Origin of the sequence: Lactobacillus sp. ESL0703 (genome assembly GCF_029433435.1) — a bacterium.
Taxonomy (GTDB): domain Bacteria; phylum Bacillota; class Bacilli; order Lactobacillales; family Lactobacillaceae; genus Lactobacillus.
In genome coordinates, this window is sequence record NZ_JAQTIB010000001.1 from 174,864 (window position 1) to 193,972 (window position 19,109).

Sequence of the window (19,109 nt, forward strand, 5' to 3'; positions counted from 1 at the left end):
AAAGGATGTTAATCAATGTCAAAAGTTATCGGAATCGACCTCGGAACGACTAACTCAGCAGTTGCCGTTCTTGAAGGAAAAGAACCCAAAATTATTACTAACCCAGAAGGTAACCGGACTACACCATCAGTAGTTGCTTTCAAAGACGGTGAAATTCAAGTTGGTGAAGTTGCCAAGCGGCAAGCAATCACTAATCCAAATACTGTCATTTCAATTAAGCGTCACATGGGTGAAGCAGATTACAAAGTTAAGATTGGTGACAAGTCCTACACTCCTCAAGAAATTTCAGCAATGATTTTGCAATACATTAAGAAATTCTCTGAAGATTACTTAGGCGAAAAGGTTACTGACGCTGTTGTTACTGTTCCTGCATACTTCAACGACGCACAACGTCAAGCTACTAAAGATGCTGGTAAGATTGCTGGTTTAGACATTAAGCGGATTATCAACGAACCTACTGCTTCTTCACTTGCTTACGGCCTTGATAAAGATGCTGAAGATGAAAAAGTCTTAGTTTACGACCTTGGTGGTGGTACTTTCGACGTTTCCGTATTGCAATTAGGTGACGGCGTCTTCCAAGTGTTATCAACTAACGGTGATACTCACCTTGGTGGTGACGACTTTGATAACAAGATCATGGATTGGCTCATCCAAAACTTCAAGGATGAAAATGGTGTTGACTTATCTAAAGACAAGATGGCTTTACAACGGTTAAAGGATGCTGCTGAAAAGGCTAAAAAGGACTTGTCTGGTGTATCATCAACTCACATTTCCTTACCGTTCATTTCTGCTGGTGAAGCTGGACCTTTGCACCTTGAAACTGACTTAACTCGTGCTAAGTTTGACGAATTAACCAGTGACTTGGTTGACCGTACTAAGGTTGCTTTTGACAATGCCTTAAAGGATGCTGATTTAACAGTTAGCGACATTGATAAAGTTATCCTAAACGGTGGTTCAACAAGAATTCCTGCTGTTCAAGAAGCTGTTAAGAAGTGGGCTGGCAAGGAACCTGACCACTCAATTAACCCTGATGAAGCCGTTGCCTTAGGTGCTGCCATTCAAGGTGGGGTTATCTCTGGTGATGTTAAGGATGTTGTCTTGCTTGATGTTACGCCATTATCTCTTGGTATTGAAACCATGGGTGGTGTCTTCACTAAGTTAATTGAAAAGAACACAACTATCCCAACTTCTAAGAGTCAAATCTTCTCAACTGCTGCAGATAATCAACCAGCCGTTGACGTTCATGTTTTGCAAGGTGAACGCCCAATGGCTCAAGACGACAAGACTTTAGGTCGTTTTGAATTAACTGATATTCCTGCTGCACCTCGTGGTGTCCCACAAATTCAAGTTACATTTGATATTGACAAGAACGGTATTGTTAATGTTTCTGCTAAGGATATGGGTACTGGTAAGGAACAAAAGATTACCATTAAGAGTTCATCCGGTCTTTCTGATGAAGAAATCAAGAAGATGCAAAAAGAAGCCGAAGAACATGCCGAAGAGGACAAGAAGAAGAAGGAAGAAGTTGACTTACGTAATGAAGTTGACCAATTGATCTTCTCAACTGAAAAGACCTTAAAGGAAGTTAAGGATAACGACAAGATTTCCGAAGACGACACCAAGAAGGTTCAAGATGCCCTTGATGCTTTGAAGAAGGCGCAACAAGACAATAACTTAGATGAAATGAAGTCCAAGAAGGATGAATTGACTAAGGTTGCTCAAGATTTAGCTGTTAAATTGTACCAAGCTAATGGTGGCGCTGATGCAGCTGGCCAAGCTGGTCCACAGAACCCAGGTTCACAAGACGGCAATGCTAGTGATGGTTCTGCAACTGACGGCGAATTCCACAAAGTAGACCCAGACAAGTAAAGGGTTTATAATTGAATAAATTAGAAAAGAACTGCCACAAAAGTAGTTCTTTTCTTTTGGAAAGTGAGGAGCTTTTAATAGATGGCACAAGAAGACTATTATAATGTGCTAGGCGTTGATCGTAATGCCAGTGATAAAGAAATTAACTCTGCTTACCGTAAATTAGCTAAGAAGTATCACCCAGACTTAAATCATGAAGCTGGAGCTGAAGAAAAGTATAAAGAAGTCAATGAAGCCTATGAGGTTTTGCATGATAAGCAAAAACGGGCTCAGTATGACCAATTTGGTTCTGCCGGTGTCAATGGCCAAGGCGGTTTTGGCGGCGGTGCTGGTCAAGGTTATGGCGACTTTAGCGGCTTTGGTGATTTTGGCGATATCTTCAATGATTTCTTTGGCGGTGGCGGCGGTAGTAGCCAGGCTCAAGCTAATCCGACTGCTCCAAAGCGTGGTCAAGACCTAGACTACACATTAACAATTGATTTTATGGATGCAATTACGGGTAAAAAGACGCAAGTTTCTTATACTCGTAGTGAAACTTGTTCTACTTGTCAAGGAACTGGTGCTGAAAAGGGCACGCACCCAATTACCTGTGATAAGTGTCATGGTTCTGGTTATATGACTGTGACGCAAAAGTCGATGCTTGGAATGATTCGTCGTCAGACAGTCTGTGATAAGTGTCATGGTAAGGGTGTTATTATTGAACACCCATGTCAAACCTGTCATGGCAACGGAACTGTCGATGGTAAAAATACTATTGAAGTTAATATTCCCGCTGGTATTGATAATGGCCAACAGTTACGTTATGACGGTCAAGGTGAAGCCGGTAAAAACGGTGGACCTTACGGTGACTTGTACATTAGTTACCGGATTAAACCATCCAAAGACTTTGAACGTAGTGGCAATACAATTTATACCACAGTACCAATTTCGTTTGCGCAAGCAACTTTGGGAGATGAAATTGATATTAAGACGGTTCACGGTAAGAGTAAGCTGAAGATTCCTGCTGGTACGCAACCGAATAAGAAATTTACGTTGCGCGGCGAAGGTGTCCCATATTTGCGCGGTAATGGCAATGGTGACCAAATAACAACCGTTCAAGTGCAAATTCCAGAGTCAATTAACGACAAGCAAAAAGAAGCATTGGTTGACTTTGTCAAGGCTGGTGGTGGTTCAATTACCCCACAAGAGAAGGGCTTTTTTGAACGCTTAAAAGAAAAATTGAAGTAATTAATTAAGAATCCTATATTTTAGGATTCTTTTTCTTTTAAAAATTAGTGGAGCCTCTAATTAATTTCAACTGCCCTTACGAATTTGCTATAATAGTAGAGATAGAATTAAAGGGTGCAAATAATTTATGGATATAAAAAAATTACAAGATTATCAAAAACACATTCGCAACTTTTCAATTGTTGCCCATATCGATCATGGTAAGTCAACAATTGCTGACCGTATTTTGGAACTGACCGATACGGTGTCAGAGCGACAACTAAAAAACCAAATGCTTGATGACATGCCTTTAGAGCGGCAACGTGGGATTACCATCAAGATGAACTCGGTAGAAGTTAAATATCACGCACAAGACGGTGAAGACTATATTTTTCACTTAATTGATACCCCGGGGCACGTTGACTTTTCGTATGAAGTGTCACGGTCACTTGCGGCCTGTGAAGGGGCATTGTTAGTTGTTGATGCTTCACAAGGAGTTCAGGCCCAGACCTTAGCCAATACTTATTTGGCAATCGACAATGATTTAGAAATCCTTCCAGTAATTAATAAGATTGATTTGCCATCAGCTGATCCAGAACAAGCTAAGGAAGAAATTGGCGAAATGCTTGGCCTTGATGCTTCAGATGCTGCTGAAGTTTCTGGTAAAACAGGTCAGGGGATAGCTGACATGCTTGAAAAGGTGGTTAAGGAAATCCCGGCACCAGCTGGCGACTTAACAGCACCGTTGAAGGCTTTGATTTTTGATTCAAAGTATGATGATTATCGCGGTGTTGTACTGTCTGTTCGCGTTGAGGAAGGGACAGTCAAGCCGGGCGATCAAATTGAAATCATGAACACTGGCAAAAAGTACGAAGTAACCGAAGTTGGGGTTACTAGTCCGCAGCCGGTTAAGAAAGATATTTTAATTGCTGGGGATGTTGGTTACTTAACCGCTAATATTAAATCGGTTCGAGAAACGCGAGTTGGGGATACCATTACCTCGGCAGAACAGCCAACTGCAGAACCATTACCAGGGTATCGGCAAATTCCACCAATGGTTTATTCAGGAATGTATCCCGTTGATAATGCCAAGTATGACGACTTAAAAGAAGCCTTACAAAAATTACAGTTAAATGATGCTGCTTTGGAATTTGAACCAGAAACTTCAACGGCACTGGGATTTGGCTTTCGTTGTGGCTTTTTAGGGTTACTGCACATGGATGTCGTTCAGGAACGGTTAGAACAAGAATTTGATCTTGACTTAATAATGACAGCACCATCAGTTGACTACCATGCAATTATGAATGACGGCTCAACCAAGGTAATTGATAACCCATCCGATTTGCCATCTGCTGGTGAATATCGGGAAGTTCAAGAACCTTATGTTAAGGCTGAAGTAATGGTTCCTAATGACTTCGTGGGGCCAGTGATGGAGTTATGCCAGCGTAAGCGCGGTGAGTTTGTGACAATGGATTATTTGGATAAGTATCGCGTAAACGTAATTTACAACATGCCGCTTGCGGAAATCATTTACGACTTTTTTGATGATTTAAAGTCCTCAACCAAGGGTTATGCCTCACTTGATTATGAAATTACCGGCTATCGTGCAACTGACTTAGTTAAAATCGATATTTTACTTAATAAGCAGGCAATTGATGCGCTGAGTTTCATCGCTCACCGTGATGAAGCACAAAAGCGGGCACGGCAAATGACCTCAATGCTCAAAAAATTAATTCCGCGGCAAAACTTTGAAGTGGATATTCAAGGAGCGATTGGTGCAAAAATCATTTCGCGGGCGACTGTTAAGCCATACCGTAAAGATGTTACTTGGAAAATTCATACGGGTGATCCCGATCGCCGTGCTAAACTGCTCGAAAAGCAAAAGCGTGGTAAAAAACGGATGAAGGCTGTTGGCCGCGTTGAAGTGCCACAAGACGCATTTATGGCTGTCTTGAAGATGAACGATGACGATTTAAATTCAAAGTAAAATATTGAGGAGAAAACTTAATGATTGAGTGGAAACAACGTTCCGCTGAGGAGTTGCCTTCTGAGTTAATTGAAAAATATCAACTTAGCCCAATTACGGCTAAGTTGTTTTCTTTACGTGGAATTAATACTGATGAGCAATTAGCTTTTTGGTTTAATGCGACTGAAGAAGATCTGGCTGAGCCTAGTTTAATGCATGACATGGATAAGGCTGTTGACCGGATTACTGAAGCAGTTGAACAGGGTGAAAAGATAACGATTTACGGCGATTACGATGCCGACGGTATTACAGCGACAACGATTATGATGGAAACATTAGCAATCTTGGGTGCTGATGTACATTATTTTATTCCTGATCGTTTTCGTGATGGTTATGGTCCTAATCTTGAGGCTTACCAAAAGATTGTTGCCGACGGTACGCAGCTGATTATTACGGTAGATAATGGGGTAACTGGCGTTAAGGAAGTTGCTTACGCTCAAGAACATGGCGTTGATACAATTATTACGGATCACCACACTTTTCAAGAAGAAGTCCCAGATGCTTATGCAATCGTGCACTGTAATTATCCGGGGCAAGAATATCCGTTCGATGACTATTGTGGTGCTGGTGTTGCTTACACAATTTGTCGCGAATTAATGCAGGAACCAATGTCTGACTTGTTAGATCTTGTCATGATTGGCACGATTGGCGACATGGTTAAGGTTTCGGGTGAAGGACACATCATTGTCAAACGCGGTTTAGCAGCACTTAACCAAACGCAGCGCCCGGGTTTGCGAGCTTTAATTAAAAATGCGGGTCTAAAGTTAGGATCAATTGATGAAACTGACGTTGGGTTCAACATTGCTCCAAGATTAAATGCTGTTGGCCGACTTGCTAATGCTAGTTTAGCCGTTGAATTACTACTTTCTGATGATGAAGAACAAGCAAGACAGTTGGCCGATCAAGTTGAAGAACTAAATGATAGGCGCAAGGAACTAACGACAGTAGTTTATCAATCATGCATAGAACAGATTAAGATTAATGGCTGGCAAACGAAGAATACCCTAGTAATTTATGATCCTGAATTTCACGAGGGTGTGCTTGGATTAGTAGCTAATAAAGTTGTTGAAAAATTCCATAAGCCGACAATTGTTTTAACTAAGAATGAAGCTGGCGTCGTTAAAGGGTCAGGTCGGTCTATTTCAGGATTTAACTTGTTTGACGCATTATCGCCGCTAAAAGAGGAACTGTTAACGCAATTTGGCGGGCATGATTTTGCTTGTGGGTTATCGACGACCGCTGACAAAGTTGATGCACTGCGGGATGCTTTTGAGGCTAGTTTTAAGGGTGCGCCTAATTTAGCAGTAGACCAGTATGACTTTGAATTGCCGTTAGCTAAGTTGACAACTGACGCGATATCAGAGATTAACCTTGCTGGGCCCTTTGGAACGGATAATGTTAAACCAACTTTTAGTATTACTCATGCAAGAATTAATAATTTTGATTTTATGGGCAAAGACAAGACCCATATTCGTTTTCAAGCAGTAAAAGATGGCGGTAAGTTAGATGTTGTTGGCTTTAACAAAGAATACATTACACGTAATCTGCTACCGTTTGTTGACCAGATTTTTATTCAACTAGGGCTTAATACGTACCGCAAGCAAACAAAATTGCAGGGAATTATTGATGGTATTATCTTTAAGGCACCTCGGTTAGCTGTCCCAGCTCCTGTAGTTGATTTACGGCAAGAAAAGTATGTAATGGGCTTTGCTGACCGTTACTTGTTGTTTGATGCTAAAAATCAGACAGTTGCTGCCAATAGTCTCGGAATAAATCCTGATAAAATTACTTTGGTAAGTGACTATCATGGCGATGGTGAGGTTGCAGCTTTAATTGATGTGCCGCATAACCAAGCAGAACTGAATTTGGCCTTAAATAGTGATTATCAGCAGTTATACTTGCGCTTTTTATTGGATCAGCTGCCAGTTGAGAGTATTCCTGCCAAGGATAATTTTGCTCGCGTTTTGAAGTATGTTTATGCTCACCCGGATTTGTCGCCAGCAGATTATCGTCAGGTAGCACCATTTTTAGGATTGGATTATAATAGTTTGTTGTTTATTTTACGGGTTTTCTTTGAACTTAATTTTGTTCAGCTGCAAGATAATCAGATTGTTGGGGTACCTAATCCTACCAAAAAGCCATTGTCTGCATCTAAGTACTTTACTGCGGTGACTTCGCAAATTACTTTTGCTAGTGAATTAAGACAAATGCCGACTAATAAATTATTAATGTATGTTAATCAGCAGCTGAAAAAGCACTAACAGCAAGTTTTTTAGTGCTTTTTATGGTTAAATCTGTTAGAATATGTAAGTTAAATTGTGCTTTAAGAAAGCAAATGAAGTTTTGGAGGTTTTTCTTCTTATGGCAAACATTTTTGAAGAACGAATTGCAAGTGTTAATGATTTTCCAAATGAGGGAATTGTCTTTCGGGATATTACTCCGATTTTGCAGGATGGTGAATTATTCCAGACAGCTACTCATAAGCTTGCAGAATATGCTAAGAGCAGAAAGGCAGATGTAATTGTCGGCCCTGAAGCTCGGGGATTTATTGTGGGATGTCCTGTTGCCACTGAATTAGGCTTAGGCTTTGTTCCCGCAAGAAAGCCGCATAAGTTGCCAAGAGAAGTAGAACGGGCCTCATACGATTTGGAATATGGTTCTAACGTCTTGGAAATGCACAAGGATGCAATTAAGCCAGGACAACGAGTAGTTATCTGTGATGATCTACTTGCAACTGCTGGAACATTGCGTGCTTGCAAGCAATTAATTGAAAATTTAGGTGGTATTTTAGTTGGTGCCGCATTTTACATTGAATTACCTGATTTAAAGGGTAAGGAAAAGTTACCGGGACTTGATATTTATTCACTTGTTCAATATCACGGTGCTTAATTCAAAACAGTTTTCTTTAAAAAAGAAAACTGTTTTTTTATTAGCGTTATAAAAACAAATTTTTTTACATACTTAAATGGTGTCGGTATAATAGATCGTATGTTTTTTTAAAAGGAGAAGTGAAGAACTTGCAATTAAGAAGAGCAACAATGGCTGATTTTGACCAAATTATGATGATTTTGAAAGATGGTGCTAATCAATTAGCAGAAAGTGGTGTTAATCAGTGGCAGGGTGAATATCCATCACCTGACCAGATTAAGGAAGACATTGAGAATGGTTGGGCATACTTGGCTGTTTCTGATGATGAAGAAACAGTTGGAGCAATTTCGATTGTTACCGGGCCCGATCATGCGTATGACAACTTAAATGGTGAATGGTTAATGCAAACGGATAATTATGTAGTTATTCACCGGGTTGCAATTCGTTCTAAGCATGCTGGCCATGGTTATGCTACCAAACTTCTGCGGGCTGTAATTGAAAATATTAGAGATAGTCATCCTGAAGTTGATTCAATTAGAATTGATACCCATGAAGACAATCAAGCAATGCAGCACTTAATTAACAAAATGGGCTTTAAGCAGGTTGGAACTTTATATGGTGTTTATCGTGCCGATGAGACCTCATACGTTTATGAATTAACGCGTTAAAGATAATACTCCTAGATTTAGGAGTATTTTTTTGCAAAAAAATAGAACTTTCAGTTACAAAAGTTCTATTTAGATTAATTATTTGTTTTTCATAATTGGTTGATAGACTAGGTCAACTACAATAGCTGCTACTAAGGCAATGGCAAATGTAATCAATAAGTTAGTCCAACTAATTTTGGTCATTGCAATTCCAAATAGTGCCAGAATAATTGTTAAAATCACGTCCGCAATTTGGGTTAAACCAACAGCCTTAGATGGATAATCTTGCCAGAAGAACCGCTTGGTTCTGGTAATCAGCAAGATAAACATCGCACTCAGTACTAAGTAAACGTAAACCATGGTTGAAACCGTACCGTGACTGAAGCCATGGGTATTCAGGTAGCCGACTGCAATAACGCCGATTACTGTCCAGCCAAAGGCGAGTGAGAAGGCGATTTTAGCTAATTTAGCGATATTCCAATTCTCAGGTTTATACGTAATATGTGTCCGGTCGGTCCCAATCATCATTGTTACCATGTTATTCATAATTGTATAAATAACCATGGCATTCAGGGCCATTGGAATGTAGTTGAAGAACAGGTAACCAAATGTCAGCAGCATTGTTAACTCGGCTGTTCTTGCTAATTTGGTTAATGACCACGTGGTCATCCTTTGGTAAACGCGGTGCCCAGCATCCAAAATTTTGACAATTGAGCTCAAGCCATCGGTCAATAATACCATTTTACCAGAACGCTTAGCGACGTCGGCTGCATTAGATACAGCGATACCGACTTCAGCCTGTTTTAGAGCAGGTGAGTCATTAACACCATCACCGGTCATACCTACGATGTAACCCTTCTTTTGGAAGAATTTAACCATGCGCAGCTTGTCTTCTGGTAGGACATCCGCAATTCCAGCTAATTGATTAATGTCAGTATTTTCATCAAAATTATGGATTGAAATCACGTCACCGGTCAAATCAACTTGCTTAGCAACGGCCAAAGCTGTTTTTTGGTTATCACCAGTTAACATTATCGGGCGCACGCCACGCTTTTTTAATTCAGCTAAGGCAGCTTTGGAATCTGAACGAACCTTGTCCTGCAGAATGAAGACACCGGCTAATTCATCATTAATTAGTAGGGCACAGGAACGGCCAGCACCAAAGTCAATTTCTTTTACTTTGTCATTGGCAGTCTTGTCAATTAATGAAAGCTGCTTAAATGAACCTAATTTAACGTTGTAGCCATCAATGTTAGCCATTGAGTAGCCGGTATCAGAAGTGAAGGGGGTAAAATCATCACTTGCTTTAATTGTTACACCTTGTTCAATGGCATATTCATCAATCGCGGCATCAATAATTTTTTTATTACGCTGGTCAGTTGCGGCTGTAGCCAATTCAAGTACTAGCTTGTTATCAAGCTCACTGAAATTAGTCCATTGGGCAACTGCTGTCTTATTCTCGGTAATTGTACCTGTCTTATCTAGTAAAATCAGGTTCAAGTTCGCGGCATCCTGAATACCAGTTAAGTCAGCAGTTAGAACACCTTCCTTACTCAATCTAGTTGCTTCGAATGAATTAGATAGGGCAAAGGTTGACGGCATGGCCACTGGAATTGAAGCAATGAACATCATTGCTAAGAATGGCAGCATGTTAACCAGATTGTTAAGATCGCCGCCCTTGAAGAAGGAAGCGATAATAATAATTAGCGTTAAGAAACCATCGAGTAAGCAAAGATAATAAATAATTTTGGTTAATAGTTGTTGCAAGTGTCCAGGAGCAGCAGAATTATTAATTAAATTAATAGTCTTGCCTGAGCGAGAGTTTGAACCAGTTGCGGTTACAACTGCTAATCCAGATCCTTCGACAACGGTAGTCCCGGCAAAGGCTGTGTCATCAATATTCTTATGAACGGTCTTAGCTTCACCAGTGATTGAACTCTCATCGGTTGCAAGTTGACCATCAACTAACTTGACGTCGGCTGCTAACACATCACCTGGCTGCAAATTAATCAGGTCGCCAGGGACAAGATATTTGGAATCAATATTTTGCCATTGGTTATCGCGCTGAACGGAAACAGTGGGCGTTAACTTGTGAGAAATATTGTTTAACACGCGGCGTGAACGCTTTTTCTGCGTGGCACCGTTCCATGCTGCAAATAGTAACATTAGCAATACAAATAATGATTGGATCCATTTGCCTAGAATGCATTCTAAGAGCAGGGCTGCTTCCAGAATCCAAGCAGACAGATTCCATAATTTAGATAAAAATTCTTTGAAAAAGTTGAATTTTGGTTCAGGTACTTCATTTAAACCTTTTTCTTTAAGAAGTTTATCTGCTTCGGCTTGACTTAAGCCGGTAATTTTTTCAGACATAATTTGCCTTCCTTTGATTAATTTATACCTTATCTAAATTAGCACAGTTGAGCCTTTTTTACTAGTTTGCTAGGAAATAAAAGCATACTTACTTGATATATGAATAATTATTTAGCAAAAAAAGTCGTTTTAAAATAAAAATAAAACCCCGAATTATAGCAATTTCGGGGTTTTATTTTTATTTATTAATTTTAATTAGTCTTCGTCGACATTGTCTGGGAAGAAGGCAAGACGTTCACCATCACCGAGTTCTTCTTCGATTTCAAGCAAACGGTTGTACTTTTCAACACGTTCTGAACGAGCTGGGGCACCAGTCTTCAATTGACCACCGTTAACAGCAACGGCAAAGTCAGCGATGAAGGTGTCACCAGTTTCACCTGAACGGTGAGAAATCATGGTGTTGTAGCCATTCTTACGTGAAAGACGAATAGTTTCCAAAGTTTCAGTTACAGTACCGATTTGGTTCAATTTGATTAATGAAGCATTACCAGCACCTTCCTTGATAGCCTTAGTTAAAAGCTTAGGGTTAGTACAAATAAAGTCATCCAAAACGATTTGAATTCTGTCCTTGTGAGTTTCAGTAAACTTAATCATACCGTCAACGTCGTTTTCGTCGTATGGGTCTTCGATTGAGATTAATTCTGGGAATTCACCAAGCAACTTGTCGTAGTAATCTGACAATTCTTGGTCGTCAAGAACTTTACCTTCAAAGTGGTACTTGTTGTCTTCTTTATTGTAGAAGTATGAAGCAGCACAGTCACAAGCAATAGCAATATCTTCGCCTGGTTTGTAGCCAGCCTTGATGATTGCTTCGTGCAAAGCCTTCAAAGCTTCTTCTGAACTCTTCATGTTAGGAGCAAAACCACCTTCGTCGCCGAGGCCAGTTTCGTAACCCATATCTTCAAGAACTTTCTTCAAAGTGTGGTAAGTGTTAACAATCTTTTCAAAACCATCACGGAATGAAGTCTTCTTAACTGGGGTAATCATGAATTCTTGAACATCGATACCGTTATCAGCGTGTTCACCACCGTTAATAACGTTATGGAAAGTTTGTGGCATTTCAAGATCAGTTCCGCCAAGGTATCTGTAAAGTGGTTGGTGACTATCTTTGGCAGCAGCAGCGGCAGTAGCCATTGAGACACCTAAGATAGCATTAGCACCAAGCTTAGCCTTGTTTGGAGTACCGTCTAATTCGATCATAACGCGATCAATGTTTGCTTGGTCGTGAGGATCTAAGCCCTTTAAGGCTTTAGCAATTTTAGTGTTAACATTGTTGACAGCCTTAGAAACACCTTTACCGCCAACACGCTTACCACCGTCACGCAATTCAACGGCTTCGTTTTCACCAGTTGAAGCACCTGATGGGACTTCAGCCTTTCCTACGATACCGTTTGAAAGGGTAACAAAAGCCTCAACAGTTGGGTTACCACGTGAATCATAGATTTCCAGTGCATGAACATTTTCAATGACTGATTTTAACATCTAAAAACCTCCTAAATAATAAATGTTGTACAACTTTTCTGTACATACATTAACTGGAGCAAGGGCTCCATATCTACATGACAAATTTTAGCCTAAGTTTGTGATTCTGTAAACATTTGAAAGCGATTTCTAAGATTAAAAATTTTTAATCGCTTTTTTGGCAGTTTTGCTTTATTATTTAGCTATACAATTTAATTCATAAATGATTTTGTATTCAATTAAGGATGTATCAATAAATGGAAGAAGTAAAATTAATAATCGATTCTAGCGCTAACGAAAATGCCGATCAAACGCTTCAGGTGGTACCGTTAACGATGACAATTGCTGGTCAAGATTTTGTTGACAACGAGCAGCTTGATGTCGACCAGCTAATTACTGAGATGGCAAAGAACACAGAGGCAGGTAAGACATCTTGTCCAAGCATTAATGAGTGGCTTGAAGCATTAGAGGGCAGCAAGCGCGCAATTTTAATGACAATTACTAGCGGTCTTAGTGGTAGTTATTCTTCGGCATTTCAGGCAAAAGAAATGTATGAAAAGAAACATCCTGACAGTCATGTAATTGTTATCGATTCGCGTTCTGCTGGTCCAGAAATGTCGGTTGTTTTAAATGAAATTAAGAAAATGGTTAAGGGTAAATCACGGTTTGTTGATTTAGAACAAAAAATCCACGATTATAAAACGCATACTCATTTGTTATTCATTTTGCAATCATTGCATAACTTATCTCTTAATGGCCGGGTTAGTCCTGCTGTTGCCAAAGTTGCGCATATGTTAAAGATTGACCTCGTTGGTACTGCCAGTGATGAGGGTAAATTAGAGCCGCTGGCAAAGGTTCGGGGAATGAAACGGGCCCTGAAAGAAGTTATTAAGCGGATGACTGATATGAAATATCAGGGTGGGCAAGTTATTATTGACCACTGCAAGAATGAAAAGGACGCTAAAACACTCAAAGAAAAAATTATTGAGCTGTACCCGCAAGCTCAAGTAATTATTCGCTCAATGAAAGGTCTATGTACCTTTTACGCTGAAGAGGGCGGATTAATGATTGGTTTTGAAGATTTATAAAGTAAAAAAAGACAAGTTTCAAATTGAAACTTGTCTTTTTAAATGATAGCCAATAATATTTGCTGAGAAATTGTAAAACAAAATATCGCTAGACTAGTCGCGCCAATAACGTCAGATGGATAATGTGCCCTAAGGCTTAAACGTGAGACAACAACCATTAACCAGATTGCACCTAGAGCAATTACCAGCCAGTTAGTGAGTTCATTGCCGAAAACCTGCAAGATAATTAATACCATACAGGTTGCTCCTAAAACATGACCACTGGGAAAGCTGTAACCGTCTTCTAGATCAGAATGCTCAATTGGTCGTTTACGGTGCACCCACCGCTTTAATAAGATGCCAGCAATATCAGTAAAGCCCAACGTAGCAATTACCCAAAGAGCAGTGATATTTCTTTCTTCATTAATTAGGAAACTGGCAAGTAGAATATCCCAGACAACCATTAACTTGGGGTCATTGATAAAAGCAATTATTTGCCAGCTGAAGCCATCATGATTTCTGACTAACTTATGGTGCAGCCAATGGTCAAAGAGATTAAAGCGACGTGAATTGCGGATATTAACAATGAGAATTAGCAGAATAAAAGCGGACAACGCCGCCAGCCAAATACTTGTTTGCATATATAAAATCACTACCTAGAAATACTTACTTAAGGTTATTTTAACAGGATTTTTAGACCGGTATGTACCGTTTAAAACTGGTCTTGAGCAAAACTTAAGAAATCAATGCTTCTTGTAACTATTTTGTAATAATGGAAAATTATATTTTAGCGGTAAAAACTAATTTTGGTTTCTAATGTTCGAGTGAATTGCATTTTGTATAATAATCAAGTAAAATGTAAGACGTAAGATACAAGAGCGGAGTAAAATTATTATGGAACAAACTTCTAAATTATCGAGTAAAGGACAAATAGTTATTCCAGTCGCAATAAGGCGTAAACTGGGTTTACAAGATGGCGATGAATTGTCAATTAGTGTTAATAATGATGAATTGATTATTAAAAAAATGCCAACAGCATTAGAGTGGGCTGATTTAATTAAAGACATTCCTACCGAAAAAGTTGATATAGATAAAAATGGACACTACGATGCGAAAAAATCACCTGATTTTCATGATTGGATGGTTAATGGCTAATGCAGCCGATGGAGTTATACATTGCTAATGTGCCTTTTGATGAGCATATCGGCAGTAAAGTGCGACCAGCATTGGTATTAGTTGTTAAGCAAAAATATGTAACAGTGTTTAAAATTACTAGCCAGTACGAAAACAAGTCAAATAAGATTAAGAAATTATATTATCCGATTAAGTTGTGGCAAGAAGCAGGACTTAAAAAGCAATCTTATGTTGATATTCATAAGAATTATGAAATTACTAGAGAAGCCGTTTTTAGCCGACGTCCAATTGGTAAACTAAGCTCAATTGATATTATTGGATTGAGCAAATTTATTAAAGAACAAGTAATTTAGCAAAAAAGATCACCTGTAGAGTTTCATTTTCTATAGGTGATCTTTTTTGCTATTTAATATTCTTCTTTCGAAATTGCGAAACCTTCATTTTCTAAAATTAATTCTAATTCTTTATTACCAATTCTCTTAACTGGCCAACTATCTAAATAATCCTTTTTGGAGTTCCAATTCCATTTTAAATTAAAAGAATGAAATAATCCTACTTCACAAAAAAATTTATTTCTTATAGTTGGAAAATAAAGCAAAAAATCTTTAGAAGAATATGGCTTCACTAGTAACGGACAAGCATCAGTCACAAAATTTATAGTACCCTTAGGTTCACTAAAAGATGAAATCCATCCAGCATTTACTTTCATAGGAGCAGGAGATGCTCCTTCTTGTTCATTAGTTTGATCTTTGCCATCTTTATCTTCATTAAAACCAAAATTATTTATTTCAACAGGCCTTGAAGAAAGATTTAAAACAGATATACATAAGCATAGGTATCCTTTGTGGTTCTTACTATCTATATTCTCATAAAACCAGCGGGGCCTAATTTGAGATTTTCTAGTTGCCTCTTTGTTTTGTTTATCGTAAGACATTTTTGCTATTTTTGCTGATATAAATGTTCCTATTGCCGACATGAAAGCTGCTATCGCTGACATAATTGCGCTACTTGTAGATAAATCTGTTGTTTTCCAAGATGATATAAAACCCATAATTAGAAATATTGTAATAGCACCAGTAATAAACCAAAACCAAGCGCTTTGTAGTAATTTATATTTATTTTTAATTTGAATACAAAAGTTGATGATGATTTTGATTACATTAATTATTTTTTCCAAAAAATGAATAATCAATATCAAAGCGAAACAACTCAATAAGAGATACCAAAAATATTTGTCTAGTAAAATCATAATCCACCTGCTAAAAAATAAGACATATTAATTTTAAAAATAATGCTTTTACAAAAAACTGGATTAACCTATTATTGGTTAGTCCAGTTTACTTAGCTAAATATTTTATATTTAAGGAGAGTACAGGATTTGAACCTGCGCGCCAAGGAAAACTTGGTTCGCCGGATTTCGAGTCCGGTGCATTACCACTCTGCCAACTCTCCGCAACAAAAGATATTATACCTTATTAGTCGTATTTTTCCAAATTAATTTTGCAATTTTTTATTTTTGGGGGTTAAGTCCTGGACTCTCCTTATAGCATTCTTGAAAATTTACCGTATCATTTTGCAGGTATTTTTATCATTTGAAAAATTTTATTTTACTGAAAACACATGTTATGATAGATAACATGTGTTTTTAATAAATATCGTATTTATGTGAGGAGTAGAAGTAATGAAAATACAGCCAAATACTGATGTCTTCAGACCTAAATGGTATGTCGAGCAAATGCGTGGTTGGAGCTTTAAAACGTATATGCTATTAATGCTGGGAATTGGTGTGATTATTGGCACGACAGTTAGTTCGCCGGTAAATACCATTTCACTGGTCACAATGGTTGCGGCAATCATGGGCTTTACCTGTACATTGGCAATTACCAATGCTAAACCCTTAAATGGTGTCTTAGGACTGTTATCAGCGTTAATCTACATTGTTGTAGCAATTAACGCCCGCAATTATGCCGATGTTGTCTTGCAGGCTTCATATATTGTCCTGCTAGATTTGCCGGTTTTGCTATTGCCTGCATGGGCCAAAGACGCTGAAAAGCATATTCACGGATTAAACGCATCTAAATGGCTGTTAACACTGATTTTCTTTGCCGTTGTTACTGCTGCCTTGTATTTTATGGATACGAAAATTTTTATCAGTCCACGGCCATGGATTGATGCTTTTGCCGGCTCAATTGGAGTAACAGGATCATTATTATGTACCTTGCGTTTTCGTGAGCAGTACTACTTTTGGACGGTTCAAGGAATTATGTCAATTATTTTGTGGGGTGTAACTGCCTTTCAAGGTGATGCCAATCTGACGCTGTTTATTACGTATATTTTATACATGAGTAATGACTTGCTTGCGTTTACTGATAGAAATACGCACTGGTTCCATTAATCATAGTATTTATATTGCTTTATACACGACTTCAACATTTTGTTGGGGGCGTGTATTTTTTTGTCTAATTCGGCTAAAATCTTCATCTCAATGCCCACACTTGATAAATAAAAGTATTTAATTATTCTATCATTATTTATCTCTCAATTATTCTGAAATATCAGGGTATATTAGTCGATAAATTAAGTATTCTTTCTAAAAAATATGATGTTTTTATTAAAATATTGTGATATATTATTTAAATATAAAAATTAAATGTAGAAATGAGGGATATATCACAATGAACAAACCAAATTTATTTAAATCTTTGGGAATTATCAGTCTTTCTGGTCTTGTCTTAGCTGGATGTGGTAAGAACAATACTGCCAAGGATGAAACTAAGATGGCATCCAAGTTTCCTATGTCAACTCCGCAAAAAGCCAGTAAACAGGGCGGCACTGTGAAGATTGGCCTTGAAACAGACACTCCTTTTTCTGGAATATTTTCACAAGAATTGTCTTCTGATGACATTGACTCTCAAGTTGCGGCTCCAGGTCTAGAAACATTGTTTGATAGCGACGACCATTATAAAGTTACTGACAAGGGACCGGCTACTCTTAAGCTAAATGTAAAAAAGAAAACGGCTACGATAACGATTAAAAAGGGTGTCAAATGGTCTGATGGTAAGCAAGTTGTTGCCAAGGACTATGAATATGCTTATGAAATTTTAGCTAATAAGGATACCAATTGCCCAAGATACAGCAATCAATTTGAAATTCTTAATGGGCTAAAAGCCTATCATGATGGGAAGGCTAAGACTATTTCGGGAATTGAAATGCCTGATGGTGATAATGGTAGAACTATTATTATGCACTTCAAAGAGGTCAATCCTAGTATGTTCAATACAGGAAATCGCTATTTGTGGGATGCGGTAGAACCATATCACTATTTAAAGGATGTACCTTTTTCTAAGTTAAAATCTTCAGATAAAATTAGAGAAACGCCACTGTTTTTTGGTGCCTTTAAAATTAATAAAATTGTCCGTGGTCAATCTGTTACTTGGACGCCTAATAAGTATTACTGGCGTGGCACGCCAAAATTAAATAAAATTGTCATCTCAGTGGTTTCACCTAATTCCGCTTCACAAGCAATTAAAAGTCACAAGTTTGACGTAATGCAGGTTATTAACACTCAATGGAACCAAGTTAAAGATACTAAAAAAGTCAATTTCGTTGCCCAAATTCCTTTGAGTTATCACTATTTAGCCTTTAAGGTGGGGAAATGGGACAATAAGACAAGTAAAAACGTTGAAAATCCTAAGGCAAAAATGAATAACAAGTCATTGCGCCAAGCGATTGGTTATGCAATGAATGTTGATGCAGTTGATAAACGTTATAGTTATGGCTTAACTTTTAGAGTTCCTACCTTAATCCCAGCACAATTTGGCGATTACTTTGATAAAAATGCTAAGAGCTATTCCTACAATCTAAAAAAGGCTAATAGTATTTTAGATAAAGCTGGTTATAAAAAGAAGGGGAAGTGGCGCATTCAGCCTAATGGTAAGCCATTAACGATTAATATTGCTGCAATGAGTGGTGACTCAACTCAAGAACCTATTATCCAAAATTATATTCAGCAATGGCATAAAATCGGACTAAATGTTCAACTGGCATCAGGACGCTTAATTGAACACAACTCGTTTTATGACAAGTTAGAACACGATGATCTGGGAATTGATATGTTTATTGGTGGTTGGTCTATGCCATCAGAACCATCGCCGCAAACTTATTACAGTGAAACCGCACAGTTTAACATGTCTCGATTTGTGACTGCCAAAAATAATCAATTGATGGCAGAACTCAATTCTTCAAAGGCATTTAACCATAAATATCGGGTACAAAAATTCCATGAGTGGCAAGAATACATGAATGATGAAGCTTACGTTATCCCAATCGATAATTCTTACCAAATTACTGCCGTCAATGATGCATTAACTGGCTATTCACTCAAGCCGTCACACACAAATAACTCCCAACCTTTATGGTACAAGGTAGGATATAGCAAATAACTATTAAATATATGAG

General features: G+C 38.3%; 15 protein-coding genes and 1 tRNA gene. 11 read left to right on the forward strand and 5 right to left on the reverse strand.

What is annotated here, in order from left to right; genetic code table 11:
• Positions 1-15: 15 nt before the first annotated feature.
• The 6 genes from dnaK to PT278_RS00745 all read left to right on the forward strand — a co-directional run bounded on the left by dnaK (position 16) and on the right by PT278_RS00745 (position 8,637).
• A complete protein-coding gene (gene dnaK, locus PT278_RS00720; RefSeq protein WP_277129532.1) occupies positions 16-1,869 on the forward strand; it encodes a molecular chaperone DnaK in 1,854 nt (617 codons plus the stop codon).
• Between the two features lie 81 nt (positions 1,870-1,950).
• Entirely contained in the window at positions 1,951-3,096 is a 1,146-nt protein-coding gene (dnaJ, locus tag PT278_RS00725) for a molecular chaperone DnaJ (protein WP_277129533.1), read from the forward strand.
• A 127-nt stretch (positions 3,097-3,223) separates the two neighbouring features.
• On the forward strand, positions 3,224-5,062 hold the full coding sequence (gene lepA / locus PT278_RS00730) for a translation elongation factor 4 (protein ID WP_277129534.1): 1,839 nt from the start codon (positions 3,224-3,226) through the stop codon (positions 5,060-5,062).
• Between the two features lie 23 nt (positions 5,063-5,085).
• Positions 5,086-7,362 carry a single-stranded-DNA-specific exonuclease RecJ gene (gene recJ, locus PT278_RS00735; RefSeq protein WP_277129954.1) on the forward strand — a complete coding sequence of 759 codons (2,277 nt, stop codon included), beginning with the start codon at positions 5,086-5,088 and terminating at the stop codon, positions 7,360-7,362.
• Positions 7,363-7,462: 100 nt separating this feature from the next.
• The gene (locus PT278_RS00740; RefSeq protein ID WP_277129535.1) at positions 7,463-7,990 is read left to right on the forward strand and encodes an adenine phosphoribosyltransferase; all 528 of its coding nucleotides are present in this window, start codon (positions 7,463-7,465) and stop codon (positions 7,988-7,990) included.
• A gap of 128 nt (positions 7,991-8,118) precedes the next feature.
• Positions 8,119-8,637: a GNAT family N-acetyltransferase gene (locus PT278_RS00745; RefSeq protein ID WP_277129955.1), complete on the forward strand. Its 519-nt coding sequence runs from the start codon at positions 8,119-8,121 to the stop codon at positions 8,635-8,637.
• 78 nt (positions 8,638-8,715) lie between these two features.
• On the opposite strand, the gene PT278_RS00750 is transcribed toward PT278_RS00745, so the two are convergent.
• Together PT278_RS00750 and eno are read right to left on the reverse strand one after the other, a co-directional pair.
• On the reverse strand, positions 8,716-10,989 hold the full coding sequence (locus tag PT278_RS00750; protein WP_277129536.1) for an HAD-IC family P-type ATPase: 2,274 nt from the start codon (positions 10,987-10,989) through the stop codon (positions 8,716-8,718).
• 195 nt (positions 10,990-11,184) lie between these two features.
• Positions 11,185-12,471, reverse strand: coding sequence for a phosphopyruvate hydratase (gene eno, locus PT278_RS00755; protein ID WP_277129537.1), 1,287 nt, complete (start codon positions 12,469-12,471; stop codon positions 11,185-11,187).
• Positions 12,472-12,707: 236 nt separating this feature from the next.
• Between eno and PT278_RS00760 the strand changes: the two genes are divergently transcribed.
• Positions 12,708-13,538, forward strand: a complete 831-nt coding sequence (locus tag PT278_RS00760) for a DegV family protein (RefSeq protein ID WP_277129538.1) — start codon at positions 12,708-12,710, stop codon at positions 13,536-13,538.
• Positions 13,539-13,576: 38 nt separating this feature from the next.
• Here the strand turns inward: PT278_RS00760 and PT278_RS00765 are convergent, their stop codons facing one another.
• Positions 13,577-14,158, reverse strand: coding sequence for a phosphatase PAP2 family protein (locus tag PT278_RS00765; protein WP_277129539.1), 582 nt, complete (start codon positions 14,156-14,158; stop codon positions 13,577-13,579).
• A 253-nt stretch (positions 14,159-14,411) separates the two neighbouring features.
• Here PT278_RS00765 and PT278_RS00770 point away from each other — a divergent pair, with 253 nt between their 5' ends.
• Both PT278_RS00770 and PT278_RS00775 read left to right on the forward strand, forming a co-directional pair.
• Entirely contained in the window at positions 14,412-14,672 is a 261-nt protein-coding gene (locus PT278_RS00770; RefSeq protein WP_277129540.1) for an AbrB/MazE/SpoVT family DNA-binding domain-containing protein, read from the forward strand.
• Positions 14,672-15,004, forward strand: a complete 333-nt coding sequence (locus PT278_RS00775; RefSeq protein ID WP_277129541.1) for a type II toxin-antitoxin system PemK/MazF family toxin — start codon at positions 14,672-14,674, stop codon at positions 15,002-15,004. Before PT278_RS00770 ends, PT278_RS00775 begins: the two co-directional genes overlap by 1 nt.
• Positions 15,005-15,057: 53 nt before the next feature.
• Here PT278_RS00775 and PT278_RS00780 read toward each other — a convergent pair whose 3' ends face one another.
• Positions 15,058-15,900 (reverse strand): hypothetical protein, encoded by an 843-nt coding sequence (locus tag PT278_RS00780; protein ID WP_277129542.1) that lies wholly within the window; start codon positions 15,898-15,900, stop codon positions 15,058-15,060.
• A gap of 114 nt (positions 15,901-16,014) precedes the next feature.
• Positions 16,015-16,103: transfer RNA gene (locus tag PT278_RS00785), tRNA-Ser, on the reverse strand.
• A 229-nt stretch (positions 16,104-16,332) separates the two neighbouring features.
• On the opposite strand from PT278_RS00785, the gene pnuC reads away from it, so the two are divergent.
• Both pnuC and PT278_RS00795 read left to right on the forward strand, forming a co-directional pair.
• A complete protein-coding gene (pnuC, locus tag PT278_RS00790; RefSeq protein WP_277129543.1) occupies positions 16,333-17,046 on the forward strand; it encodes a nicotinamide riboside transporter PnuC in 714 nt (237 codons plus the stop codon).
• 280 nt (positions 17,047-17,326) lie between these two features.
• Positions 17,327-19,093 carry an oligopeptide ABC transporter substrate-binding protein gene (locus tag PT278_RS00795; protein WP_277129544.1) on the forward strand — a complete coding sequence of 589 codons (1,767 nt, stop codon included), beginning with the start codon at positions 17,327-17,329 and terminating at the stop codon, positions 19,091-19,093.
• Positions 19,094-19,109 lie beyond the last annotated feature (16 nt).